General features: G+C 45.7%; 27 protein-coding genes and 1 pseudogene. 18 read left to right on the top strand and 10 right to left on the bottom strand.

Annotated features, from left to right (window positions below):
• Window positions 1-284 precede the first annotated feature (284 nt).
• The 4 genes and pseudogenes from I8U27_RS15185 to I8U27_RS15170 all read right to left on the bottom strand — a co-directional run.
• Window positions 285-430, bottom strand: a pseudogene (locus I8U27_RS15185) (metalloregulator ArsR/SmtB family transcription factor); the annotation flags it as partial.
• 183 nt (window positions 431-613) lie between these two features.
• On the bottom strand, window positions 614-1,597 hold the full coding sequence (locus I8U27_RS15180) for an ABC transporter permease (protein WP_181753592.1): 984 nt from the start codon (window positions 1,595-1,597) through the stop codon (window positions 614-616).
• A complete protein-coding gene (locus tag I8U27_RS15175) occupies window positions 1,590-2,516 on the bottom strand; it encodes an ABC transporter ATP-binding protein (protein ID WP_181753590.1) in 927 nt (308 codons plus the stop codon). The genes I8U27_RS15180 and I8U27_RS15175 overlap by 8 nt, the downstream gene beginning before the upstream one ends.
• Window positions 2,506-3,321 (bottom strand): GDSL-type esterase/lipase family protein, encoded by an 816-nt coding sequence (locus tag I8U27_RS15170; RefSeq protein WP_181753588.1) that lies wholly within the window; start codon window positions 3,319-3,321, stop codon window positions 2,506-2,508. The genes I8U27_RS15175 and I8U27_RS15170 overlap by 11 nt, the downstream gene beginning before the upstream one ends.
• A 169-nt stretch (window positions 3,322-3,490) precedes the next feature.
• Between I8U27_RS15170 and I8U27_RS15165 the strand changes: the two genes are divergently transcribed.
• The 6 genes from I8U27_RS15165 (at window position 3,491) to I8U27_RS15140 (ending at window position 9,170) form a co-directional block, all read left to right on the top strand.
• Window positions 3,491-4,492, top strand: a complete 1,002-nt coding sequence (locus tag I8U27_RS15165) for a LysM peptidoglycan-binding domain-containing protein (protein ID WP_181753586.1) — start codon at window positions 3,491-3,493, stop codon at window positions 4,490-4,492.
• Window positions 4,493-4,511: 19 nt separating this feature from the next.
• Window positions 4,512-5,459 carry a phosphotransferase gene (locus tag I8U27_RS15160; protein WP_181753584.1) on the top strand — a complete coding sequence of 316 codons (948 nt, stop codon included), beginning with the start codon at window positions 4,512-4,514 and terminating at the stop codon, window positions 5,457-5,459.
• 73 nt (window positions 5,460-5,532) lie between these two features.
• Window positions 5,533-6,390, top strand: coding sequence for a nitrilase-related carbon-nitrogen hydrolase (locus I8U27_RS15155; protein WP_181753581.1), 858 nt, complete (start codon window positions 5,533-5,535; stop codon window positions 6,388-6,390).
• Complete coding sequence (locus I8U27_RS15150; RefSeq protein WP_181753578.1) at window positions 6,387-7,238, top strand: NAD+ synthase; 852 nt, start codon at window positions 6,387-6,389, stop codon at window positions 7,236-7,238. Before I8U27_RS15155 ends, I8U27_RS15150 begins: the two co-directional genes overlap by 4 nt.
• A gap of 22 nt (window positions 7,239-7,260) precedes the next feature.
• Window positions 7,261-8,016: a YebC/PmpR family DNA-binding transcriptional regulator gene (locus I8U27_RS15145; RefSeq protein WP_181753576.1), complete on the top strand. Its 756-nt coding sequence runs from the start codon at window positions 7,261-7,263 to the stop codon at window positions 8,014-8,016.
• 191 nt (window positions 8,017-8,207) lie between these two features.
• Window positions 8,208-9,170 (top strand): bile acid:sodium symporter family protein, encoded by a 963-nt coding sequence (locus tag I8U27_RS15140; RefSeq protein ID WP_181753574.1) that lies wholly within the window; start codon window positions 8,208-8,210, stop codon window positions 9,168-9,170.
• 148 nt (window positions 9,171-9,318) lie between these two features.
• On the opposite strand, the gene I8U27_RS15135 is transcribed toward I8U27_RS15140, so the two are convergent.
• Window positions 9,319-10,674 carry an Nramp family divalent metal transporter gene (locus tag I8U27_RS15135; RefSeq protein ID WP_181753572.1) on the bottom strand — a complete coding sequence of 452 codons (1,356 nt, stop codon included), beginning with the start codon at window positions 10,672-10,674 and terminating at the stop codon, window positions 9,319-9,321.
• A 463-nt stretch (window positions 10,675-11,137) separates the two neighbouring features.
• On the opposite strand from I8U27_RS15135, the gene I8U27_RS15130 reads away from it, so the two are divergent.
• The gene (locus tag I8U27_RS15130; protein ID WP_181753570.1) at window positions 11,138-11,311 is read left to right on the top strand and encodes a hypothetical protein; all 174 of its coding nucleotides are present in this window, start codon (window positions 11,138-11,140) and stop codon (window positions 11,309-11,311) included.
• Between the two features lie 38 nt (window positions 11,312-11,349).
• Here I8U27_RS15130 and I8U27_RS15125 read toward each other — a convergent pair whose 3' ends face one another.
• A complete protein-coding gene (locus tag I8U27_RS15125; RefSeq protein WP_181753568.1) occupies window positions 11,350-12,288 on the bottom strand; it encodes a DMT family transporter in 939 nt (312 codons plus the stop codon).
• 212 nt (window positions 12,289-12,500) lie between these two features.
• Here I8U27_RS15125 and I8U27_RS15120 point away from each other — a divergent pair, with 212 nt between their 5' ends.
• The 3 genes from I8U27_RS15120 to I8U27_RS15110 all read left to right on the top strand — a co-directional run bounded on the left by I8U27_RS15120 (window position 12,501) and on the right by I8U27_RS15110 (window position 15,107).
• Complete coding sequence (locus I8U27_RS15120; protein ID WP_181753566.1) at window positions 12,501-13,013, top strand: PCYCGC motif-containing (lipo)protein; 513 nt, start codon at window positions 12,501-12,503, stop codon at window positions 13,011-13,013.
• 255 nt (window positions 13,014-13,268) lie between these two features.
• Window positions 13,269-13,841, top strand: a complete 573-nt coding sequence (locus I8U27_RS15115; RefSeq protein WP_181753564.1) for a class I SAM-dependent methyltransferase — start codon at window positions 13,269-13,271, stop codon at window positions 13,839-13,841.
• Between the two features lie 345 nt (window positions 13,842-14,186).
• Window positions 14,187-15,107: a polysaccharide deacetylase family protein gene (locus tag I8U27_RS15110; protein WP_181753562.1), complete on the top strand. Its 921-nt coding sequence runs from the start codon at window positions 14,187-14,189 to the stop codon at window positions 15,105-15,107.
• A 268-nt stretch (window positions 15,108-15,375) separates the two neighbouring features.
• Here I8U27_RS15110 and I8U27_RS15105 read toward each other — a convergent pair whose 3' ends face one another.
• From I8U27_RS15105 to I8U27_RS21415, 3 genes are all read right to left on the bottom strand, one after another.
• Complete coding sequence (locus tag I8U27_RS15105; protein WP_181753560.1) at window positions 15,376-16,746, bottom strand: FMN-binding glutamate synthase family protein; 1,371 nt, start codon at window positions 16,744-16,746, stop codon at window positions 15,376-15,378.
• Window positions 16,730-17,020: a hypothetical protein gene (locus tag I8U27_RS15100; protein ID WP_232345534.1), complete on the bottom strand. Its 291-nt coding sequence runs from the start codon at window positions 17,018-17,020 to the stop codon at window positions 16,730-16,732. Before I8U27_RS15100 ends, I8U27_RS15105 begins: the two co-directional genes overlap by 17 nt.
• 166 nt (window positions 17,021-17,186) lie before the next feature.
• Window positions 17,187-17,348, bottom strand: a complete 162-nt coding sequence (locus tag I8U27_RS21415) for a Na+ dependent nucleoside transporter N-terminal domain-containing protein (protein ID WP_374057939.1) — start codon at window positions 17,346-17,348, stop codon at window positions 17,187-17,189.
• Window positions 17,349-17,722: 374 nt separating this feature from the next.
• Here I8U27_RS21415 and putP point away from each other — a divergent pair, with 374 nt between their 5' ends.
• The 8 genes from putP to yajC all read left to right on the top strand — a co-directional run bounded on the left by putP (window position 17,723) and on the right by yajC (window position 24,470).
• Window positions 17,723-19,189, top strand: coding sequence for a sodium/proline symporter PutP (putP, locus tag I8U27_RS15090; RefSeq protein WP_181753554.1), 1,467 nt, complete (start codon window positions 17,723-17,725; stop codon window positions 19,187-19,189).
• 206 nt (window positions 19,190-19,395) lie between these two features.
• Window positions 19,396-19,899 carry a crossover junction endodeoxyribonuclease RuvC gene (gene ruvC, locus I8U27_RS15085; protein ID WP_181753552.1) on the top strand — a complete coding sequence of 168 codons (504 nt, stop codon included), beginning with the start codon at window positions 19,396-19,398 and terminating at the stop codon, window positions 19,897-19,899.
• Entirely contained in the window at window positions 19,899-20,522 is a 624-nt protein-coding gene (ruvA, locus tag I8U27_RS15080; protein WP_181753550.1) for a Holliday junction branch migration protein RuvA, read from the top strand. Before ruvC ends, ruvA begins: the two co-directional genes overlap by 1 nt.
• A 12-nt stretch (window positions 20,523-20,534) precedes the next feature.
• Window positions 20,535-21,533: a Holliday junction branch migration DNA helicase RuvB gene (ruvB, locus tag I8U27_RS15075; protein WP_181753548.1), complete on the top strand. Its 999-nt coding sequence runs from the start codon at window positions 20,535-20,537 to the stop codon at window positions 21,531-21,533.
• Window positions 21,530-21,748, top strand: coding sequence for a DUF2905 domain-containing protein (locus tag I8U27_RS15070; protein WP_181753545.1), 219 nt, complete (start codon window positions 21,530-21,532; stop codon window positions 21,746-21,748). The genes ruvB and I8U27_RS15070 overlap by 4 nt, the downstream gene beginning before the upstream one ends.
• A 48-nt stretch (window positions 21,749-21,796) precedes the next feature.
• The gene (gene queA, locus I8U27_RS15065; protein WP_181753543.1) at window positions 21,797-22,831 is read left to right on the top strand and encodes a tRNA preQ1(34) S-adenosylmethionine ribosyltransferase-isomerase QueA; all 1,035 of its coding nucleotides are present in this window, start codon (window positions 21,797-21,799) and stop codon (window positions 22,829-22,831) included.
• 144 nt (window positions 22,832-22,975) lie between these two features.
• Window positions 22,976-24,112 carry a tRNA guanosine(34) transglycosylase Tgt gene (tgt, locus tag I8U27_RS15060; protein ID WP_181753541.1) on the top strand — a complete coding sequence of 379 codons (1,137 nt, stop codon included), beginning with the start codon at window positions 22,976-22,978 and terminating at the stop codon, window positions 24,110-24,112.
• A 40-nt stretch (window positions 24,113-24,152) separates the two neighbouring features.
• Window positions 24,153-24,470, top strand: a complete 318-nt coding sequence (gene yajC / locus I8U27_RS15055; protein WP_181753539.1) for a preprotein translocase subunit YajC — start codon at window positions 24,153-24,155, stop codon at window positions 24,468-24,470.
• A gap of 154 nt (window positions 24,471-24,624) precedes the next feature.
• Here the strand turns inward: yajC and I8U27_RS15050 are convergent, their stop codons facing one another.
• A complete protein-coding gene (locus I8U27_RS15050) occupies window positions 24,625-25,017 on the bottom strand; it encodes a TIGR04086 family membrane protein (protein WP_181753537.1) in 393 nt (130 codons plus the stop codon).
• Window positions 25,018-25,074 lie beyond the last annotated feature (57 nt).

The following is a 25,074-nucleotide window of genomic DNA, read 5'->3' as shown; positions in this document are numbered from 1 at the left end:
GATTGGAACAGATGTATTTCTCAATTTGCCATCCTGTTTGAAGAACGTTGTCCCATAGACCTAATCATATAAAATTGGGGGCTCTGCCCCCAACCCCCCCGGAGTTTATCGCTTTTTTCTCCTGAGGAAAATAAAATGGCTGGAAACTTCTCTCCAACCAATTTTCCTCAGCAGACCCTATCAACCGCTCAGGTTGCTCTCCAGCATCGCCTTATCCTGTTGATAGGGAAGTATTCCCAAAGTTTTTAGGGAAAAGCCATTTACACAAAAAATTTCACATACCCTTTAAGAATATTTAAGTGGTTACTGATGGATGGTTTACTAATCTCAAACTTTTCCGCAATCTCGCCGGCAGTTAAATCCCTCTCTTTAAGAGATCCAAGATTTTACGTCTGGTTGGATCAGCTAATGCTTTAAAAGCTGAGTTCAAGTTACATCCTTCTAATTTTGTATTTAGTTAATTATCTAAATATCTATCTATACTATACACCAATACAGATAAAATGTGAATATAAAATGCAATTGAAGTATTTTTTGTTGCGTTACCTAAAAAACCCCTTTAAGTAAGCAGTAATTTACTGCTGATTAAAGGGGATCTCACGGTTTTCTTTCATCAAGCCAGAACATCACGTCTGGAAAATACCACAAACGCGATTACCAACGCACTGACGGACCATATGCTTAAAATGGCAAGTGAAAAAGGAAGGGTCATTCCTTCGACCAGAATCGGCTGGCCCGACAGGTAGTCCGTTAAGCTGAGATTGGTAAAAGCCAGATATTTGAGCTCATTCCAGTTGGGAGCCAGCTGGCCGAGCAGGCTGCCGGAAATGACGGCAGCAAGCATAATGCCCATACTGGCGGCCGTGCTTCTGACAAGCACCGATACCATGAAGGAAATGGTTCCGACGGCTATACAGGTGAACCAGGCTAAACCGTAGGCCATTAAAATATACTTCCACTGCGGAATGAGGTGGATGTTTTCGGTGACCAGTTGCCCTCCCTTTTCCTGAAATCCGGTAAAGACGGGTAGAGTCCAGCCCTTATAGCCAAAGAGCACTCCCGAGATGAGATAACCGAGTACCGCTGTGAGAACGACCATCAGGGAGACACTGAGCAATAAGGCAAAATACTTGCTCAACAAGATTTTCCATCGGCGAACCGGGCGGGTGAGCAATAGTTTGATCGTTCCGCCGGAGTGCTCTGAGGAAACGATATCTGCTGCTAATACCACGACCAGAAGCGGCAGGAACAGAGCAACGGCCTGGTCAACAAATTCACGGATAAATGTGGGGGCACCGGGTGCGGTCGGGTTAATGTTGTGATCCAGGTAATATTGCTGTTGTTGAATGATGAGCTTGATCCACTCTTTCCGTTCTTCTGGCATACGGCTGGAAGAAAGGCGGTTCTGTTGGTCGACAATCTGCTGTTGCAGCATAGCACGCCAGTCAGAAGTACCCAGTTGTTTAATGGTTTCTTGGGCGGTGCGGTACTGCCCGTAAGTGAATATGGGAATCAGAACAAGCAAGATCAGCACGATGACGAGAATTCGCTTTTTGCGAATCACTTTGAGCAGTTCATTATACACTAGTTTAATCAATGCTGTTTCCCCCTGTCATCTCCAGGAAAATATCTTCCAACGTCTGTTTGAACGGACGGATTCCCGTTACCCGGATTTGTTGTTTCAGCAGGGCCTCGTTTGTTTCTGCGATTTTATCCATCGGCATATGGACTAACACACGTCCTTGATCCAGTATCTCAACTTGGGAGATATAAGGAAGCTGACGCAACTTTTCCGCTCCGGATTCCTGAGGCTGTACGAGCCATTCCACTTTGGCGTGGTTGGCCACCAGCTGATCGACACGACCTGTTTTTACGATTCGCCCCTCGTTGATAATCGCCACACGGTCACACATCAATTGCACTTCATGCAAAATATGGCTGGAGATAAAAACACTAATCCCCTGTTCGCGCGCCAGCTGGCGGACAAAGGAACGCATTTCCCGGATTCCGGCAGGGTCGAGGCCGTTTGTCGGTTCGTCAAGGATGAGAAGTTGCGGCTGCCCCAACAGTGCCTGGGCGATTCCGAGCCGCTGTCTCATGCCGAGAGAGTAAGTTTTCACGAGATCATCGATGCGGTGATCCAGCTCGACCAGCCGAACAACTTCTTCGATTCGTTCAGGAGTGATTTCATCAACCATTCGTGCGAACAGTTCCAGATTTTCTCTTCCGGTGAGATAGGGGTAGAGTTCCGGATTTTCCACGATACAACCTACCTGGCGGATTGCTTTTAAAAACTGTCTGGACAGGTCATAACCGCCGATTTGTATCCTGCCTTTTGTAGGCCGGATAAGGCCAACCAACATGCGGATCGTTGTTGTTTTCCCCGCTCCGTTGGGTCCGAGAAAACCGAAGATCTCACCTCCGCCTACGTTAAAGGACACATCGGCAACAATCTCCCGTTTTCCGATCGTTTTGGACAGTCCTTCGACAGAGAGAACAAAGCTGTTAGTTTTCATCTGCTGTGTCCCCCTTCTTCGGCTGATCCTTAATCACTTGCAGCAGCCGCTCAGCCATGCGTTCATACCCTTGTTGATTGGGGTGGAAATGATCACTGTATAAGTAGTGCCGGGGGTTCAACTGGAATAAATCAAAGGTGGGTACGATAACCACTCTGTCAAAGTTTGCGGAAACGTTGTGTATGGTTTGATTCCATTCCGACACTAATCGGGATGACTTTTTTTCTTCAGCGAGATCACCAAAGGGGTTGTACAGTCCAAACATAAAGATAGTAGCTTCCGGATTTTGCTTCCGCATTTCTGTCAATATTGTGTTTAAATTTTGCTCGTATACGAGGCGGCTTTTTGCAGCTGCTTTTTCATCTATTTTGTCTAAACCGCCGCTCCCCCGGAACAGGTCATTTCCACCAATCGTCATCGTGATCCACTTGGCACTTTTGACCAGTTCTTTGACCCGGTCTTGTTTTACTTGGTTAACTAATTGAGATGATGTTTGTCCGCTGATCGCCAAGTTAACGGCACTAAACTGATTTATCTCATCCTTTTGCAGCTCTTTTTTCACCATTCCAAAATAGCCTTGGCCCGAGAAATCACCCACTCCCCGCGTAAGTGAATCTCCAAGGCCGACAAGCATTCCATTCTCTGTAATGGAAGCCAGTTTTGGTTTGGGCTTCACAGAGTTTGTCGCTTTTTGCGGGTGAATCACTTCTTTAACAGCCAGGATAAATCCGAAGGCTAAGAAGATAAATGAAAGTACTGATATGAGATGAACGGAAAACCACAAAGTTCTTTTTTTTGTCTTCACCTGAGTACCCCCTTTTTCTCGCGAAAAATCAACTATAAACTATTTTAAATGTTCGTGCCGGAAAAATAAAATCATTTACTTTTCTGTTCTTCGACAGATTCGTGAAGCAAAAAAATGCCCATGGGTGCATAGGATAATATTGTTTAGGACTAAGTTAGGGGGTTGTTTCATGAAAATTCACATTGTCCGACCAGGTGATTCGATGTGGGACCTCGCGCAAAAGTATAATATTCCGGTGGAACGGCTGCATGAAGCCAATCCGCAAATCAAAGAAGCGAATCATTTGCAGCCAGGTATGAAAATCCGGGTACCTACAGGAAGAATCCCTATTGTTTCCCAAAAGCGTGAGGAAAGTACAAACATCAGCCCGGGTAAAGCGGGTGTTGCAAAAGAAGCATTGCAAAACAAGGAAAGTGAGGAATTCACAGAAAAACCTGAACAAAAGACTGCGTATTCGGAGCCGCAGTCGGAATCGTCCTGTCACTACTCTTACTCTGCAACAGAGGCAGAGTCGTCTCATACAACTACTGTTTCGGAGGAAGGAGCACCTTATCATTCCCATTCACAGGAGGAGGAACGGATTTATCAGCAATACCCTTTACCTGAACAACAAACACTTTATCCATATCCTCCGTCTGAGAGGGATTTACCTGTTGATTCATCCGCCCGATATCCAGCACCGGGTCTGGAATCACCCGACCGTTATCCTTTACCACAGGAAGAGTCGCCCAAACAATACGCATCCCCTTACTTTTCAACATATCCTTATGTTGCGACGCCGGAAATGTCCGGAAGCGATGTGGCTGGTTACGAGTCTCAATTCGCTTCTGAGTCGCCGCTCATGGATAGTTCTGCTTATGATTTGCCTCCTGTTCCTCCCGGGTTGTCTCAATATCCAGATGGAACAGAAGGCAGGTATGTTCCATTATATTATCCGATGATTTTTGGTCCGACCGCTTTTGTAGCAGCTCCTCCGCCACCTTTGGTTCCGGCAGCGGAACATTATTCATCCTACTTTTATGCACCAGGACAGGAAGTGAACTGGCAGCCTCCTTCCGCTGAACCATGGTCACATCCAACAACACCGCCATCCTTTACACCAACAACACCGCTGCCGTTTTTCGCAAGCCCGATCCAAAGAGAGAAAGAGAGTTCCTCACGGGAAGATTAAATGGGAGAAGGGGAGAGCGATGAGAGAACCCCGCCAGGTCCAAATGGAGCAAATATTACATACTGCTGTGCGTAATATTACTCCCTACCGTAAGCATTGGTGTATCGAAACGGATGAGGAGAAGTGGATTGCCAAACGCACCCGTTTTCCTTTGCGTCTCAAATGGTGGATTCAAGTGGATCAGGAACTGAGACGGAGAGGTTTTACAAGGATGCCGCCGATCCGTTCAGATGGGGTCCATTGGATGCTGACACCGTTTATAGAGGGGAAAACGGTATCTTATTCACAGATGGATGAGGTTGAAAAGATTGTACCAGTGCTGGCCCATTTTCACCGCATCGGTCGAGGCTTGAGGACGCCGCCGGAACAAGGGGCGGCTTTTCTTCTTTATCATCGGTTGCATGACCGGCTTGTCCGATTTTATCAGGTGATGAGAAAGGCTCCATCCCTGCAGGGGGAACTGGGCGAATTGTTAAGAATTTATGGAAAGGATTTTTATCTTGATGCAGTCAAAGCATGGGAGGAGCTGAAGTGGCTTCCTCTGGCCAGCTTAAACCATGAGCAACGCTACAGGAGATATTTAACCCACCGTGATTTGGCCAGCCACAACTGGATCATCGATTCCCAGGGAAAACCATGGCTCATCGACTTCGAGACGGCTGATTATGATTGCCAGCTCGGGGATGTATGGCAAATAGCATCGCGCATTTTATCTGAAAACAATTGGTCAGAAAAATGGTACAGCAAGATTTTTCTTGCCTATGAATCGGTTCGGCCTTTATCTGCCCTGGAAAAAAGAATCATTGTTATTCTACTCTCTTTTCCAAACGAATTTTTTCGCGAGTCGATTGGCTTAGTAGAAAAAAAGAAGGGCTATTCGATTCGCCACTCCTTGCCTTACCTGCAAAAATTGGCCGCACAAAGAGACAGATGGCGCCAACAAATCAAACAGATATCCTATTGGTAGTGATGAGAGGCTTATGGTATGATGAAGATTGATTTTAGTAGCCTTTTTTAATGCCTGAGGAGGCGCAATCAGCATGAGAGTAGGAATTGCACAAATACGACCCCGATTGGGGAGAATGGATATCAATCTGGAGCTCCATCGGGAAATGATCCTCCGGGCCCGGACAGAAGGAGTAGACCTTTTGGTTTTTCCTGAGCTGAGCCTGACGGGGTATAATCTTTTAGATCTTACTTATGAAGTAGCCAAAGAGCCACTCAGCCCGGAAATCCAAAGTCTGGTCAAGCTGGCTGACGGGATTGATCTTGTGTTCGGCTTTGTGGAAAACAGCCCCGAGCACATCTTATATAACTCTGCTGCATATGTAAGCGAGCAGAAAATCCATTATCTTCATCGAAAGGTCTATCTTCCTACATATGGGATGTTTGATGAAGCCCGCTATTTTGGACAGGGTAATACCATTCGCAGTTTCCCCACCCGATTCGCGCAGGCAGGAATTTTGGTCTGTGAAGACATGTGGCATACATCATCCTCATATTTGTTGGCCCAAGACGGTGCCCTTCTGATCATTGTTACATCCAATTCTCCGGGAAGAGGGGTTACTTCTGCCGGACTGGGAACACAGAACTCATGGTATTCAGTCTTAAAAACGCAGGCACATTTGCATGGAATGTATTTGTTGTTTGCCAACCGGGTGGGGACGGAAGACGGAGTTACATTTTTCGGAGGTTCTGCAGTGATTGACCCCTCTGGTGAGGTTGAGCAACAGGCAGCCCTGTTTGAAGAGGAATTGCTGATCGCGGATCTTGATTTGGATAAGGTGAGAAGAGCCCGCTTTCAGATGCCCATGTTGCGTGATGAAAACCTGGATTTAACCATCCGTGAGTTAAATCGCATTCAGCGTAAGCGGTCAGGGGAGGGAACATGGCTATGAACAGCGTAGAAGAAAATTTTGAGACGGCCCCGTTTTTACGACTAAATGAAAAATTGGTCACTGATCTCCTCACAACTGCTTTGCGTGAAGAGGTAGAAAAGGCAGGGTTTAAACAAGTAGTTCTGGGCTTATCCGGGGGAATCGATTCTGCGCTTTCGCTGTATCTGGCGGTGGCGGCATTCGGTAAAGAGAATGTGATCGCTGTGCGCATGCCGTATAAAACCAGCAGTCAAAGCAGTCTGGATGATGCCCGGGCGGCGATTGAAGATACGGGTGTAGAATCACTCACCATTGATATCACTCCGCAGATTGACGCTTATTTTGAACAAATGCCTGAAGCTGCTCCTCTGCGGCGTGGCAACAAAATGGCACGTGAACGCATGACCATTCTCTATGATCTCTCCGCTGTCCATAATGCATTGGTCATCGGAACCAGTAACCGGACTGAGCTTTTACTGGGTTATGGAACCCAATTTGGTGACGTTGCCTCAGCGATCAATCCAATTGGTGATTTGTACAAAACGCAGGTGCGCCAGCTGGCAGCTTACCTGGGTGTGCCGGAACAAATTATCGCCAAACCGCCAAGTGCTGATTTGTGGGAAGACCAGACCGATGAGGGAGAATTGGGTTTCACCTATCTTGAGGTGGACCGATTGCTCTATTATATGATTGACCAGCGTCTGTCTCTTGACAAACTGCGTGCTCTCGGGTTTAATGACGCATTTATTGAAAAAGTGAGTACACGCATCATCCGTAACCAGTATAAACGAACCATGCCCGTTATCCTAAAGGTAGGCAATCGTACGGTCGGTGTTGATTTCCGCTATCTGCGCGATTGGGGTCTGTAAGAAAGGAGAGGTGTGTGAAAAAATGGCAGGACATTCCAAGTGGAAAAATATCCAGCACCGCAAAGGCCGGCAGGATGCAATTCGGGGAAAGATATTTGCCAAGCTGGGACGCGAAATTTACGTTGCCGCCCGGCAGGGGGATAAAGATCCGGCTAATAACCAAAAGCTCCGTTTGGCCATCGCTAAAGCAAAAGCACAAAATATGCCAAATGATAACATCGAGCGAGCGATCAAAAAAGCGACCGGCGGTGGTGATGGACAAGATTATGAGCAGATTACCTACGAGGGATATGGTCCGGGCGGCATTGCCGTTATGGTCGACACCCTGACCGATAACCGTAACCGGACAGCCGCTGATATGAGGCATATTTTTTCCAAGCGAGGCGGAAATCTGGGTGAAGCCGGTTGTGTCTCCTGGATGTTCGACCGCAAAGGGGTGCTTACCATCGACCGTGATTCCACGGACAAGGATGAAGAAGAAATACTCCTGCTTGCTCTGGAAAATGGTGCCGACGATTTTGAAACGACGGACAAAGGATTTGAGATTACAACATCCCCAGAGGCATTTGAAGACGTCAAGGAAGCATTGGAAGCAGAAGGGTTCACTTTCGCTGATGCCGAGGTAACCCTGGTTCCGTCCAACAAAGTGCATGTGCACGGTGAAATGATTAAAAACATTCTCAGCCTGATGGACGCTCTCGAAGATCACGATGATGTACAAAACGTCTACGCCAATTTTGATGTTGATGATGAGGAATTGGCGAGGTATACAGACTGAAAAAGATCACCGTCCTGCATCTGACTTCTATTACGGAGGTTGGATGCTTTTTTATTTTATGGATGAAAATCTCTTCACGTTTGTGGAACAAAAAAAGAAAAGTGGATATCATTTGTATTGCTAAATATATAGAAAACATCTACAATATTTAGATACTATTATATTGATGTTTGCCAAAAGGAGGGGGTTATATGGCTGCGTTGGAGAGAGTGAGTAAATTTGTTGGCAGTACGTTTGCTTTATGGGTCTTATTATTCTCAGTGATCGCTTATCTTCGTCCCTCTTCTTTTGTCTGGATCACCGACTATATCGTACCTTTGCTGGGCATTGTGATGTTCGGTATGGGGTTAACTCTGTCTGCCAGCGATTTTAAAGAAGTTTTTAAGCGTCCCGGGGATGTGGCAATCGGTGTTCTGGGTCAATTTGTCATCATGCCATTGCTCGCCTTTTTATTGGCTAAAGGTTTAAATCTGCCGCCAGAAGTAGCGGTGGGCGTTATCGTCGTGGGCTGTTGCCCTGGTGGAACCGCTTCAAACGTAATGACCTTTTTAGCCAGAGGAGATGTGACTCTCTCAGTGGCGATTACTTCAGTCACCACTGTCCTGGCCCCTCTTGTTACTCCGGGCCTAATCTGGCTGTTTGCCAGACAGTGGGTTCCTGTCGATGCCGGGGCATTATTTCTTTCAATCGTGCAGATTGTGATTATTCCTATCGTTTTAGGAATCGGTATCAAAGCGTTGTTTAAAAAACAAGCAGAAGTCTCGGTCAAAGCGTTGCCCCTCGTTTCTGTCACAGCCATCGTTGCCATTGTCAGCGGTGTAATCGCCGGGAGTAAGGAGCAAATGGCCACTACAGGCCTTCTCATCTTTGCTGTCGTGATTCTTCATAATGTGCTGGGACTTTTGATCGGCTTTTTGCTAGCCCGAATATTGAGGGTGAAATTTGAGAAACAGGTGGCGGTCTCTATAGAGGTTGGTATGCAAAATTCGGGTCTGGGCGTCGCAATTGCCAGTGCTCACTTTTCACCCCTGTCCGCAGTTCCCAGTGCGATCTTCAGCGTCTGGCATAATCTGTCCGGTCCTATTGCTGCTACCTTATTCCGACGCCTGAAAGAGAGAAAAGACAGGAACAAAGATATCCCTGTTTCGGGATAGGACCTCTTGATGATAAGAGTTTTGGGCGAATTGCCGGGTTTATCCCAGTATAAAAGAGTTCTGATACACGCAAAAAAGCGGTCCTCCATATGGAAGACCGCTTTTTAGTGCACCTGAACAGCTGTCCCTGCTTAAAAGAGATGATTCATTAACCGAAAAATGTACCATAGAGCAGATATCCGTTAAGTCCGGCAATGATCACGGCGATGACCCAGGCGGCAATGTTTAACCATAGAGAATTGGCGAACTCGCCCATTTTCTTTTTGTCACCGGTGAACTTGACCAGTGGAATGACGGCAAAGGAAAGTTGCAAAGAGAGTATCACCTGGCTTAAAACAAGTAATTCCATGGTTCCTTTTGATCCGTAGAGTGCAGTTACGATCACGGCGGGAATGATTGCGATGATCCGGGTTATCAACCTCCGCAGCCACGGCTTTAAACGAATGTTGAGGAATCCTTCCATCACGATTTGTCCGGCAAGGGTTCCTGTCAATGTGGAATTCTGCCCGGACGCTAAAAGGGCTACGCCAAAGAGTACACTGGCTGCCGTGGTTCCGAGCAGGGGTGTGAGCAATTGATATGCCTGGCCGATATCCTCCACCACCTGTCCCGATCTGTAGAAGGTGGCGGCAGATAAAATGAGGATGGACGCGTTGATAAACAATGCAAATAATAAAGCGATGGTAGAATCAATGGTCGCATAGCGAATGGCACTTTTTTTCCCGGCCGATGTTTCCGGATACCTTCTGGTTTGTACAACTGAAGAGTGAAGGTACAAGTTGTGAGGCATCACAGTTGCCCCTAAAATCCCGATCGCAATGTACAGCATTTCTGGGTTTGTCGCAATTTGGGGACTGGGGACAAAGCCTTTGGCAATCCCGAGGAGATCCGGTTTGGCCAGGATCAGTTCCACCGCAAAACAGGCACCGATGATAATAATTAATGAAATAACGATAGATTCAATGTAGCGAAATCCTTTGTTTTGGAGCAATAGCACTAACAATACGTCCAGCGCGGTAAGAATCACGCCGATCAATAAAGGAATATCAAACAAAAGGTTAAGAGCAATGGCTGTACCGATCAACTCAGCCAGATCAGTAGCGGCAATCGCCAGTTCGCAAAGAACCCATAAAACCATTGATACCGGTTTACTGTAATGATCCCGGCAAGCTTGGGCCAAATCTCTGCCTGTGACAATCCCAAGCTTTCCGGCGAGTGCTTGCAGCAAAATGGCCATCACATTTGAAAGCAATATTACAGATAAAAGCGTGTAGTTAAACAGGGAACCCCCTGCGATGTCGGTCGCCCAGTTTCCGGGGTCCATATACCCGACGGCTACCAGGTATCCGGGGCCGACAAAGGCAAAAAATTTCCTCAGCCAGGAGCCCTTCGTTGGAACGGGGAGGCTCCGGTGTACTTCGGAAAGAGAGGGACGACCCCGTTTTTTCCTCCAGCCAAGCGGTTGCGGTTCCGGATTTGGGTGTTTTAATGACAGGTTATTCATGATTTCAACTCCTTTCCGAAAAGAGAACCGCACTAATCGTGAGTATGAGCCACTTTTTTGCGCTAAGGAAACTTTAGTTCTAAAAAAAATATATTTTGTTTAACACTATATTTATAGTTAACACAAAAAAAGTTGCCTGCATCTAAATTATACAACATAAAAATGTTTCGTGACAATTAGTTCTTGAAAAAGCCCACAATATCTGCTTAGATCCGCTTGAAATCAAATTTCCGAACAGGGGCTTTTTTGGAGTTTCTTATAACCCTGGAAGCCTTCTCCGTGAACGGCGGAAAATGATTCTCTGCTTGTACATATACATAAAAGATGCACTTATTTATCATCCGCTTCATATCATACTACTCTCCGATGTCAAAATAGTCAGAGCCACTTAAAAACTTGAGGAATAAAACCGGGCGGTCAGTCGTATCTATTTTGTAGTCTATAAAATAAGGAGCGGTGCTGATTGGGGCGCATTTTTAGAAATTATGAAGTGGAAAAAGCACTTCAGGAAGTCCTGGATATCCAAAAAGGTAAGGGAACCTGGGAGGACTGGGAGAATCGCTGGTCCCAGGAAGTAAAAGAAAAAGCATCAAAAGAGATGAAAATCTTCGATCTGCTCGGCTGGATAAAAAGATAAGCTAAAAAGGGTCATGCCAATAAACATGACCCTTTTTTCTATGGTTTATCTTTGGCTCTTTTTTTGAAGACAGAGAGTTGTGCCAGCGGAACTTCAGCAAGGATCATGCCACAGAGGATAAGGATAGCGCCAATAAAAGAACGGCCCGTTAAGGTAACACCTTGCCACCAATAATCAGCGAGTGCTGCAAATACAGGCTCCATTGTAAAGATAAGAGCAACACGGGTGGGAGTTGTAAATTTTTGCACATGCGTCTGGGCAATAAAGGCAAAGGCAGTTGCGAACAGAGAAGTGATCATCAGTGCCCAAGCTACAGTCGGATCTTCATAGATGCGGGGATGGAGTATTTGCTGCCAGGACTCAAAGGTAAACGCTGAAAAGAAACTGAGAAGGGCGACTGTAGCCAGTTGGATCGCTACCAGGTGAAAGACTGAAGTCCGCGCGGAAAATTTGCCGGTGTAGACAATTTGCAGGGCAAAAAAGATGGCACATAAGAAGGCGAGAATATCTCCACGGTTGATGTCGCTAAAATCGGCAAAAGCCAGTAAGTACAAGCCGATGATAGCCAGAAGTACACCAGTCGCAGCGCTGAGTTTGATCCGGACTCCCAGAATAAAATAAGTGAAAACCGGCACTAAAGCGACTGAAACACCTGTGAGAAAGCCTGATTTACCCGAAGTGGTATAAAGTAAGCTAAAGGTCTGAAACGCATAGCCAAGGAAGAGAAAAATACCGAGAACAAAACCGCCGATCCAATTTTGGCGTGGGTCGGTCGCAGGATTCTCTTTTTCCGTCCTGTTCCTGAAAAAGCGGATAATGAGGAATAAAAGAAGAGCTGCCAACCCAAACCGGACAGCAAGAAAGCTAAATGGAGGGAATGTGGTGATGGCATCTTGAACCAGTACAAAAGTGGTACCCCAGACAAAAGTAATCATTATTAAGATAAAGTCGGCAATCCAGCGTTTATTGTAAAACATTCACAATTTCCCTCCAATGATAGTTTGCGAACAAACAATAATATGTAAATATATTAAAAAAGGAAGAAGAATCAACTATAAATATATAAAAGTATTATACATAGATATAACTAAAGATTATACACTTTCCGTTCACATTTCCTCTATAGGGTTCTGCCAAGGAAAGTAGTATAATCAACGTTGTATTTTATTTGAAAGAGGTGGGAAGAAGCATGGCGGGGAAATCCAAATGGATGTTAACCGTTCCCCTTGTTGTTTCTCTACTTGCTATCAGCCTTACCGCTTGCAGTTCCCAAAATGATCAGGTCATTCCCCATGAAAATCTTGCCGGAAAAAATGATCATATGGCTGGAGATATTCATGAAGAAACCGCTGCAAATCAGCTGCCTTCTTTTTTGAAGCAGGCAGACAAGTCAGTATCCCACGTCTACCAATTGGCCTCCAAGCATCGGGAATTAATTGAATGGATGCCTTGTTATTGCGGCTGCGGGCAGAGCGTGGACCACAGAAGCAATCGCGATTGCTTTATTAAAGAAGTTAAGGAGAACGGTAACATCGTATGGGATTCTCATGCAGTGGGTTGTTATAACTGTCAGCAGATCGCATTGGAATCAATCCAATTGAAAGAAAAGGGAAAAAGTGCACTGGAAATTCGTCAATTTATTGATAACAAATATAAAGAAGGGTATGCCGAACCAACACCTACTCCGATTCCAGGCAAATAACTGAGGAGTATGCATAGAGGGTGTTTGCAATGCGGCGGCTGTTTGCCCCCTTAAAAATAGTAGTTTCTGGGCGGCGGAGAACTTTGAGCACTATATCTCTTTAAAAAAAGCTTTCTCAACAACTTGAACCATCTTTTTGTTTTCCCCATCCTTGTATATCTTTCCTTTGTACTGGGAAAGATGTGTATGTATTTTTGGCACTTTCCTCTAAGACACGGAATAATGATAATAAGGGAGCAAAAAGGTGTTCATCCGATGAGAGAAGGCATTCGTTCATTGACAGACACGATTCGTTTTTTCTATACATTTATCCGTTCCCCACATCAGGTGGGCAGTATCATCCCCAGTTCAAAATTCTTGGCTAATGCGATGTTTAAAAAAGTCCGCTGGGGGGAAGTCAGCACGATTGCAGAATTAGGAGCGGGTACAGGTGTATTTACCAGACATATTTATGAAAACAAGCGGGAAGGCAGCATAGCAATCATTTTTGAACAGGACTGTAAACTGAGGCAATATCTGAAGAAGAAATATCCGGGCCTTTGTTATTATTCCAATGCAAGGGATCTTAAACAAACCTTGGTTAAGCTGGGAATCTCTCATGTTGATCTCATTATCTGCAGCCTGCCGTTTGCAATATTTCCTCAATCCCTGCGCGATGAAATCCTGGAGGGGGTTTTTCAAACGTTAAAACCCGGGGGGTTTTTCATCGCTTTTCAATATTCCCTTCAGATGAAAAATCAATTAACAGAAATATTTTCATCTGTGGATCTCTCTGTTGTACCACTCAATATCCCTCCTGCTATCGTTTATACATGTGCAAAGGAATAGAAGATTGCTCATTTTGCCACTCCACACGCATGAATGGCGGGGGTTTTTGGGTAATCTCTTCTGCAGCTCGCGAAGATATAAAAGTTATATCATTCCGTCTACACGAAATGTTCCGGTTTTCCTGCCTGTAAAAATCTATCCCCTTTTTCTACAAATCTATGAAAAGGTACTGTCGAAATGAACAAAATATGGTAGAATGAACGAAAATGAAAGAGATTTTTCAAGTGATTCACCTTCCCCGAAAATAAATCTGTTTTCCGCAAACCTTTATTTAAAATATTCTTTGGCTTCTGCTTTTTTTATATTTTTGTTGTTATATTTTTACAGTAAGTAGGAGTGACTGACATGAACATCATGAGAAAAGTAGGAGCTTTTTTAATGCTTTTTTTTCTTGTTTTAATCGGATGCACAGATGTTAAGGCTGACGAAAAGGTATCCCGCCTTTCCGAAAAGCCATCGACAAAGCCTTCACAGAGACCGGATCAGGTAAAAGCAAAAAAACAGGAACAAGCGAAAGCTTCCCGGCAAAAACAGATCCAAGAGAAAAATAAAATTGAGCAGCAGCCAGAGAAGAAGCTTCCCACTGCCCCTCTCACGCAGGAAGAGAAGAAGGAACTTGAAAAATACAAGGATCAGGTTCTGTTTTATAAAGGACCAACTACGCGAAAACGTGTTGCCCTCACTTTTGATGACGGACCTGACAAATATTACACTCCGCAAATCCTTGATATCTTAAAACGGGAACGTATACGGGCCACTTTTTTTGTTGTGGGCAACTTGGCCCAAAAAAATCCGGATGTGTTGCGGCGGATTGACCAGGAAGGACATGTGATCGGGAATCATTCCTGGAGCCATCCGCAATTTACCAAAATTTCCAAAAGGGGAGTTGAGTCCCAACTTTCAAAGACCAATAAGGCAATTCGTGATGCGACCGGCAAAGAACCCTTATTGATTCGTCCTCCTTACGGCTCAATTAACAAAAGACTGGAAAAGCAGATTGGCGGTAAAGGGTATAAAATTATTAACTGGAGTGTAGATACACTTGATTGGAAGGGAAGGTCCTCAGATCGAATTCTTCTCACAGTAAAAAAACAAGTAAAACCCGGAGGGATTATTCTTCAACATTCTTCCGGGGCTAAAGGCAGATTAAACGGTACCGTTGAAGCACTTCCGCAGGTGATTACATATTTAAAAAAGAATGGCTATGAATTTGTAACCGTTGATGAACTTCTGCATACCCCCGCCTATGCAAACTCTTCCCGTTAAATCAGGGAAGAGTTTTTTTGTGATTAGCGAGCGGGAAAACTTTTTCTAATAAAATTTGTTGAATTCATTCATATACCTGTATGTGCTGTGTCTTGAAAACTGATCAGATTCGGGTTGTGGTCAGAGAGGCCCCGGCACCATGTAAATCGATTCCTGTCAGAGGGAGAGAACATGTTAAATTGCCGCAAAACTACGGGAAGTTACGCTTGTGGAGAAGATCACTTCAGATTCATGAACCGAGAAGTTCTTCTTCTTTAGTGGTGATAGTTCACGATCGTGTGAAATTAAAAAACTGGCTCTGTTTGTCTTCCGGAACGCCCGCAAACGAGATCCCGGCGGCTTTGGCGAAAAAAGGGTCCGTGGTACACAAGTCGGATTTATTAATATCGGTAAGTGAGGTTTTGCCAAGTGAATAGGTTACCAATTCTATTTCCAGGACAGCTGCATTTAAGTAACGTACTAAATTGGAGACAGATTGGTCTATATCTAATTGGTCAGTCATTTTTCCCGTATAAACCACTAAACTGGTAGGAGCTTCAAATGGCATTGTTTTTTTGATTTGGTCACCAACCATTGCCAAAAGGGCAGATGTTCCGATATAAACTGCATCACAACCCAACGCCAATGCTTTTAGTATATGTCCGGGGGTAATCAAGCCGCCTGTCCCGATGAGACTGACGTCGTCAACCGCTTTTTTCTGTACCAAAAAGTCCCGGGCGCGGGTGATGGCGTACAAAGTGGGCAGTCCTACATCATCTTGCAAAGCAGGGGCTCCACCGTGAGTGCCGCCTTCAGCTCCGTCCAATGTGATAAAATCCACTTCTGCTTCTAAGGCGATCTCTAATTCCTTCTCCAGGTGATGGGTGGCTGCAAATTTCAAACCAACCGGAACCCCGGTTTCATCGCGAAGGCGTCTCACAAGTCCAATGAAATCCTCTTTTGTATTGACTCCCGGCAGTCGGGAATGAATAATGGCATCCTCGCCCTCCTTTAACTCAAAAACTTCCCTGAAATCAGGTCCAATATTTTTGGCCGTCGTCCGTTGCGGTGAAGAACCCTGAGCCCCCTGGCCCAATTGGATCTCAATTGCATCCAGTTGTTTATATTTTTCGGGCGTATTCATCCACCCGCCGCGGTTGTATTGCCCGATAAAGAGTTGTGCCGCTTCTCTCTCTTCTTGCAACAGCCCCGCTTCTCCCGAGTTGGTTGCTGTTCCCATTTGGCTGGCTGCCCGGGCGAGAGCGATTTTAGCCTTTTTGCTTAAAGCCCCGCCAAAAGACATTGCGGCAATCATAATCGGAATCGAGATCGTAAGCGGCTTTTTAGCCCGCTTTCCAATGGTTACAGATGTTTGAACGCTGACATTTTCCTGGGTTGGAAAGCGAAATAAATGAACGGGATTAAAGAGGATTTTTTCCCAGGGTGAAAAATGGATGTGGCTTCCCAGTGGACGTGCAGCAGGAGCTCCCAATTGAGAACGCATGACCAATTCCATCAGGTAAATAGGATTTACTTTTTTTGTTGCAGGCACCATTTCAAACAGATTCTCAATGTATTGATCCTTTATCAGCCGTTCGATCGCCTCATCTACAACTTCATTGATGACTGAGCGGGCAAAGTTTTTAATGAGTTTGATCACGATTTTCAGCTCCTCCAAACTCACCCCGTTCAATCGCCTGCTGGATTCCTTCCAGTTTTTGTGAGATAGACAGGCACATTTGCTTCATGGCCCCTAATTGTTTGGCTGCGTTTTGTTCCTCAACGGCTACATCCATCAGTTCACTGTGGTCAAAGCGGGTTAACTTGTTATAATGATCCCTTTCAATAGAAGAAAGAGTACCCGCCATGGTTTCCATTCTGTTGATTTCAGAATGGATGTATGAGACAGCATGTTTCAGATCCTTTAATTCCAAATTACTTCCCCATTTCATTATAGAATTCAATCAGGGTTAGTTTGTTTTGAATTGAAAAATTTTATACCGGTAGCAGGTGAATTTAAGGGTAAAGGAATCAAGTGTGGGACAGGAAATTACTTGAATATTTTTTTTAGATTTGCAATAATTCCGGTCTGGCCGGGATTCAAGTCTCGCCGGCCATTTCAAGACTAAAAAGGCAAAACAAAAATTGTAACAGAAACCCGAGAATAACGGTTTGATAACGAATTCTTTTTTTGTTGTTGGAAAATAAAAAGGCAATGAGAAAAAGGAAAATGATCCCGAGTAACCCCCGGATGACATTCATAAAATAACAGCCCATCATTCTGCCTTCCTCTTTCATGGAGGCAGTTTTCGGGTGTTATGCTTCCCTTTTCAGGGGTTCACATTCACGCGAATCCTCTTTCATGCGTGAGCTGCTCCTGTCGTCTTTCGGTTGCTGGATTTTCCTTTGCATAAATGGTGTTTTTATCCATTATATACATAATAATGTAGAATTGACGTTTGGTTATCATTCTGTCATACTATTTAATTGTAGATATTTATTCATAATTTATAACCTGATCCTATTTTTCCTGTCTGTTCCGCGTTGCTAAACATGTCCTTTTACATAGCAGCAAAAGAAGTGTAAGCGGTAACAATAGGAGAATCTGGAAGTTCGGGGATAAAGGGGGAAAAATGGTGGAGTATGGACTTCTTATATCAATCGTCATTTATATGATTACGATGTTGCTGATTGGATATTACGCTTATCGGAAAACCTCAAATCTCTCCGATTATATGCTAGGTGGGCGCAATCTGGGACCGGCTGTTACCGCTCTCAGTGCAGGTGCATCAGATATGAGTGGCTGGCTGCTGATGGGGCTTCCGGGTGCCATGTATGTGAGCGGGCTGAGCAGCGGATGGATTGTTGTTGGTTTGACGCTGGGGGCTTATTTAAATTGGTTATTTGTAGCGCCGCGTTTAAGAACGTATACGGAAATTGCCAATAATTCGATCACGATTCCGGACTATTTTGAAAACCGCTTTAAAGATGAGTCCCGCATCCTGCGAGTGACATCAGCACTTGTTATCTTCGTTTTCTTTACGTTTTATACATCTTCCGGCATGGTGGCAGGGGGCGAGCTGTTTAAAAGTTCGTTTCATCTTGATTATAAGTGGGGGGTCTTAATCACAGCAGGTGTTGTCATCTTATATACTTTGTTTGGCGGCTTTTTGGCTGTTAGCTGGACGGATTTTGTTCAAGGAACGATTATGTTTATTGCCTTAATTCTCGTTCCAGTGTTTACGATTCTGAATTTAGGTGGAATTCAGCCTGTTTTTGATGAAATTCACACGATTGATCCCACCCTGCTTGATATTTTTAAGGGGACAAGTGTGATTGGGATCATTTCCCTCCTTGCATGGGGACTGGGGTACTTTGGCCAACCGCACATCATTGTACGTTTTATGGCCATCACATCTATTAAGGAAATGAAAAGCGCCCGCCGCATCGGAATGGGATGGATGATCTTTTCCATCGTAGGTGCGATGTTCACGGGACTTGTCGGCATTGCTTTTTTTCATGTTAAAAACGGCAAGCTGGAAAATCCGGAAACTGTTTTTATCGCTTTATCGCAAGTGCTCTTTCATCCGATTATCACCGGTTTCCTGTTGGCAGCCATACTGGCGGCTATTATGAGTACAATTTCCTCACAGTTGCTGGTTACAGCCAGTGCTTTGACTCAGGACTTTTATAAGTCCTTCTTTCGGCGGTCCGCTTTGGACAAAGAGCTTGTACTGGCAGGAAGGATTTCTTTGCTCGGTGTTGCACTTATCGCTCTCTTTCTGGCGTTAAACCCGAATGAAACAATTTTGAACCTGGTTGGATATGCCTGGGCAGGATTTGGGGCCTCTTTCGGTCCGGTTGTTCTGTTAAGCCTATATTGGAAGCGCATGACCAAATGGGGAGCACTTGCAGGGATGATTGCCGGTGCTGCTACTGTTATTGTATGGGAGCAAATTAAAGCGTTTGATGCCGTATATGAGATCATTCCCGGTTTTATCGCCTGTACGATCGCAATCATCGCGGTCAGTCTGCTCACAGCCAAACCGCCTGCGTCAGTTGAAACGGAATTTGTTCAAACGGTGAAGCGGACCCTTGCTTAATTTCAGGTTATCAGAAATTGTTCTAATCGGGGCTCCAGCATATATTGTTGGGGCTTTTTTCTGTGAAAGGGTTTTATCTGAGGGAGAAGGCGGAATTCTGCTTCCTCGTCAGAACAAACCAACGAGAAATGAAAAAGTCTCCCTGAGAATTATGATATAATCAAAGTTCAAGAATAAATGTTCGCTCAAGCGAGAGGAGAAAGAAAATGCGTGTCATAGGGATTGATCCGGGCATTGCGATTGTGGGTTTTGCGGTGCTGGATCAAAGAGGAAATCAGTTGAAGCCGGTGGAATACGGAAGTATCCAGACTGAGGCTGATCTTGCTACTGCGACCCGCCTAAAACAAATCTATGACGCTTGTACCCGACTTTTTGCCGAACATCGGCCGGCGGTGGTGGCGATTGAAAAGTTATTCTTTAACAGGAATGTGACCACTGCTTTTACCGTTGGGCAAGCGCGGGGAGTTATTATGCTGGCGGCGGAGGAAGCAAGGGTGCCGATTACGGAGTATACGCCGCTGCAAGTGAAAATGGCAGTGGTTGGATACGGGCAGGCCGAAAAAAGGCAGGTTCAGGAGATGGTAAAAATGCTGCTGAGACTTCCGCAGATTCCTAAACCCGACGATGTGGCTGATGCACTGGCAATAGCGATCTGTGAGGCCCATTCGTCAAATGTGATACATAAGCTGGGTAAGCGAGGCACGAAATGATGATCGATTTTATCAGAGGACAAATGGTTTACGCGGATTCGGACTATGTGGCGGTAGATGTGAACGGGGTGGGTTACCAAGTATTTGTGACCAACCCTTATCGTTGGGAAGAAGGAGAAAATGTATGCCTTTATACTCACTATATCGTTCGTGAGGATGCCCATTTGCTGTACGGTTTTCCAACAAAAGAGGAAAGGGATTTATTCCGTTTGTTATTGGAAGTATCGGGAATCGGGCCCAAAGCGGGAGTTGCCATGTTGGCAGGGGGAGAACCGCAGCAACTGGTGACGGCAATTCAAATGGAAGATTTGAAGTTTCTCACCCGTTTACCCGGAATCGGGAAAAAGACAGCTCAACGCATTGTACTGGACTTGAAAGATAAGTTGAAAAAATTAGGCTGGGAGAGCCGCCTGCAATCTTCCGTGAATCAGGCGGATGCTGAAGTATCTGTGCATAAGTCCGATTCGGATGGACGGGATGTCATTGATGCCTTGCTTTCGCTTGGCTATAATGAGGAAGAAGCAGAGTGGGCAGTACGTGAAGCGCTGGCATCTTCGGGAGCGGAGACGCTTTCGACCGAAGACTGGATTAAACGGGCGTTGCAAATTTCCATGAAAAGATAGGGAGGGTCGCATATGGAAGAACGGATCATCTCCGCAAAGATGGCGAGTGAAGATGAGATGGTCGAATTTAGTCTGCGCCCTCGTTATTTGAGCGAGTATATCGGCCAGTCACGGGCTAAAGAGAATTTAAAAGTGTACATAGAAGCGGCCAAAATGAGAGGCGAGGCACTGGATCATGTGTTGTTGTACGGTCCGCCCGGACTGGGGAAGACAACTCTTTCCCATATCATCGCCAATGAACTGGGAGTCAGCATACGCACCACCTCGGGGCCGGCGATTGAACGTCCCGGTGACCTGGCGGCGATCCTGACTAATCTCCAGGCACATGACTTGTTATTTATCGATGAGATTCACCGGTTGAACCGTTCGGTGGAAGAGGTATTATATCCGGCGATGGAGGACTTTGCCCTCGATATTATGATTGGAAAAGGACCAAGTGCCCGTTCTGTCCGCCTGGACTTGCCTCCGTTTACTCTGGTGGGGGCGACTACCCGGGCCGGTTCACTCTCTTCCCCGCTTCGTGATCGCTTTGGTGTGGTGAGCCGGCTTGAGTATTATACGATAGAAGAATTATCGTTTATCGTGCAGCGGGCTGCGGATTTATTGCAGGTGAGGATTCTGGAAGAAGGAGCGGTGGAGATTGCCTCCCGGGCGCGGGGAACTCCCCGGGTGGCCAATCGCCTGTTAAAGCGGGTTCGTGACTTTGTCCAGGTGCAGGGGGACGGAATTATCACCGGAGAGGCGGCCAGGTACGCATTAAATCGCATTCAGGTGGATAAACTTGGATTAGATCATGTGGATCATCGCCTCTTGATGTCAATTATCGAAAAGTTTCGCGGGGGACCTGTCGGATTGGATACTTTGGCGGCTACGATCGGGGAAGAACCAAACACTGTTGAAGATGTTTATGAACCTTATCTGATGCAGATTGGTTTTTTGCAGAGAACTCCTCGCGGGCGCATGATTACTCTTCGCTGTTGTGAACATTTTGGAGTGGAGTGGCCTAAATGAATCCGGTGGCAAAAGGACTGATCATTTTCGGTGGCATTTTGATTCTTATTGGATTGCTGTGGCAGGTGGGGGGCAAGTTTTTTCCCCTCGGCAAATTGCCCGGTGATATTGTAATTGAAAAAGAAAATATGAAAGTCTATTTTCCCATTGTCACCTGTATCTTAATCAGTGTCGTTTTATCTTTGCTTAGCTATCTGTTTCGCCTGTTTCGCTAGAGCAAACGGGCGATTTCTTTTTGGATTTTAGCAATGGAGTGAAAAAAGATGGATGTTTCAAGTTATGATTTTGATTTGCCCAGAGAATTGATTGCCCAGACACCTGCTCCTGAAAGAACCGGCTCCCGTTTGATGATCCTTGATCGGCATAGCGGTGCGGTTACCCATACCCGCTTTCCGCAACTGATCGATGTTTTAAATCCGGGTGATGTGCTGGTATTAAACGATAGCCGCGTCCGTCGCGCCCGTTTAATCGGGACCAAGGAAGGAACAGGGGCGAAGGTTGAACTGCTCCTGTTAAACCCGCACGGAGAAGACCGCTGGGAAGCATTAGTAAAGCCGGCCAAAAGGGTGAAAGAGGGTACTGTTATCGTATTTGGTGACGGGCGGTTAAAAGCAGTAGCCGGAGCGAGCACAGAAGTGGCCGGGGGGCGGATGTTTCAGCTGGAATATGAAGCGGATGATGTGGAAGCCCTGTTTGAACAACTCGGACAGATGCCATTACCCCCTTACATCCATGAGCAATTGGATGATGCCGAGAGGTATCAGACAGTGTTTTCCAAAGTGGTCGGCTCGGCGGCGGCTCCCACTGCCGGCTTGCATTTTACCCCTGAATTTCTGGAGCAAATTCGTCACAAAGGGGTTGCGACTGCTTTTATCACACTGCATGTGGGACTGGGAACCTTCCGTCCGGTTACGGCAGAGCGGGTTGAAGAACATCAGATGCACTCCGAGTATTATGAGGTGAGCCAGGAAACAGCTGAGATGATTCGCGGTGCCAAACAGCGCGGTGGCCGGGTGATCTGTGTTGGTACCACCTCTGTTCGTACCCTGGAAACGGTGGCCGGCCGCTTTGCGGGAGAAATTCAAGCTTGCAACGGATGGACGGATATCTTCATCTACCCCGGCTACACTTTTCTTGCCGTAGACGGTCTGTTGACAAATTTTCATTTGCCTCAGTCGACGCTCCTGATGCTTGTGAGCGCTTTTGCCTCCAGAGAAATAATTTTGTCAGCTTATCAAGAAGCGGTACGGAAAAAGTACCGATTTTTCAGCTTCGGCGATGCCATGCTCATACTCTGATCAGGGATTTCTCCCAAAGAACTTAAAAACTTGTCCTGAACTCTTTTCCTTTTTATAATGAGATTGTTGCAACAAGCTTTATAATGGGATAGCGAAAAACTCTTTGTTTCAGTTATAATGGGAACTATGTAGGAGGAACCATCGTTGGCTGTTCAATATGAACTGATTAAAGAGTGCAAGCAGTCGGGTGCACGTTTGGGACGTTTACATACACCTCACGGAACGATTGAAACTCCCATTTTCATGCCGGTAGGCACACAGGCAACCGTTAAGACGATGAGTCCGGAAGAGCTCAAAGAGATGGGCAGTCAAATTATTTTGAGCAATACATATCATCTCTTTTTGCGCCCCGGCCATGAAATTGTCAAAGAAGCGGGCGGCTTGCATTCTTTCATGAACTGGGACCGGGCTATTTTGACTGATAGCGGTGGTTTTCAGGTTTTTTCCCTGAGCCAGTTGCGCAATATTACCGAAGAAGGGGTCTCTTTTCGCTCTCACTTAAGCGGTGAAAAGCTGTTTATCAGTCCGGAAAAAGCGATCGAGATTCAAAATGCCCTTGGAGCGGATATTATCATGGCTTTTGATGAATGCCCGCCGTATCCGGCTGAACGGGAGTATGTCCGTGTTTCCACCGAGCGTACCTACCGCTGGTTAAAACGTTGCAAAGAGGCACATCAAAGGCCTGATGAACAAGCTTTGTTTGGCATTGTTCAGGGGGGCATGTACCAGGACCTGCGTGAAGAAAGTGCACGGCAACTCGTTGATTTGGATTTACCCGGTTATGCAGTAGGCGGTCTGAGCGTGGGTGAACCGAAAGAGATCATGTATGAAGTTTTATCGTACACAACACCGCTCCTCCCCAGATTAAAACCCCGTTATCTGATGGGGGTCGGTTCTCCTGATGCCTTGATTCAGGGTACAATCCTCGGAATTGATATGTTTGATTGCGTGTTGCCGACACGGATTGCCCGCAACGGAACAACGATGACCAGCCAGGGACGTTTGGTGGTGCGCAATGCAAAATATGCGCGGGACTTTACTCCTCTGGACCCTCAATGTGATTGTTATACATGCCGCAATTATACGCGGGCGTATCTGCGTCACCTGATCAAAGCAGATGAGACGTTTGGAATTCGTTTGACCACCTATCACAACCTGTATTTTCTGCTGAGGTTGATGGAAAAAGTACGTCAGGCGATCCTCGAAGACCGTCTGCTCGATTTCCGTAACGAGTTTCTGGTTCAGTATTACGGCTCTACAAATCCGCAAACTGCTTTTTAAGAGCCTGGTAAAAAGTACCTTTAAAGGAGGCGTATGTTCAATGCAACAACAATTAATGGGTGTACTTCCATTTCTGCTGGTTTTGGTTGCTTTCTACTTCTTTCTCATTCGTCCGCAGCAAAAGCGGCAAAAAGAGCGTATGAGAATGCTGAATTCCATTAAAAAAGGGGATAAAGTGGTTACCATCGGAGGCCTGCACGGCTCCATTGTCGATCTGAATGATGAGAGAGTCACTTTAAAGGTAAGTGATAATACCCGTTTGGTGTTTGAACGTTCTGCAATCAACTCCGTAAACAATGAGGAGAATGCTTCTTCGGCTGATGTTGAAGAAAAGAAAGAGAAAGCTGATAACAAATAAATAAAGCATCTATCTGTACAACAGAAAATCTGAAAACAGCCGGCTTTGTTAAGAAGCCGGCTGCAACTGTTTTAATATACTTTCCCCCTCGCGGTGTGGCCTATAAAGATCACTGCAACATCAATTCCTCTGTGTTTTTTAAATTTTCCAGGATCTAATTGCCGGAATTGACCCCGATCACTCCTCCGATGGCACTGATGCCGAAAGCACAGGCCATAAATAACACGGGATTGATCACCATTCCGGAATCGAAGGCTAGAAAACCGATGATCAGGAGAATCGCGGCATAGATGATTCCTTGCAACCCCCCGTAATACCATCCTCTTTGCCCCGCTTTGCGTCCGGAGATAAAGCCGCCGACGAAGAGAGCAAGCGCATTAATACCATAGGCAGCAGTTGTCAATTGTGAAGAATCAAAAGTTGTGTATCGCATGAGCAGTGCCGCAATAAAAGAACAGATCAGGATGATTCCCCATACGAAAAGTTGTCCCATTACCCAGGGAGAACGCAAACTCCATTTGGAAGAGTCCAATAAGTTCTCTTTCATACGAACCACCTCCGAGCCGAATGGTACATGTTATGAGCTTGTATTGGAATTTATTCA

This window comes from Paenactinomyces guangxiensis (assembly GCF_016055185.1).
GTDB classification, from domain to species: domain Bacteria; phylum Bacillota; class Bacilli; order Thermoactinomycetales; family Thermoactinomycetaceae; genus Paenactinomyces; species Paenactinomyces guangxiensis.
This window is presented reverse-complemented; position numbering and strand designations above follow the sequence as displayed.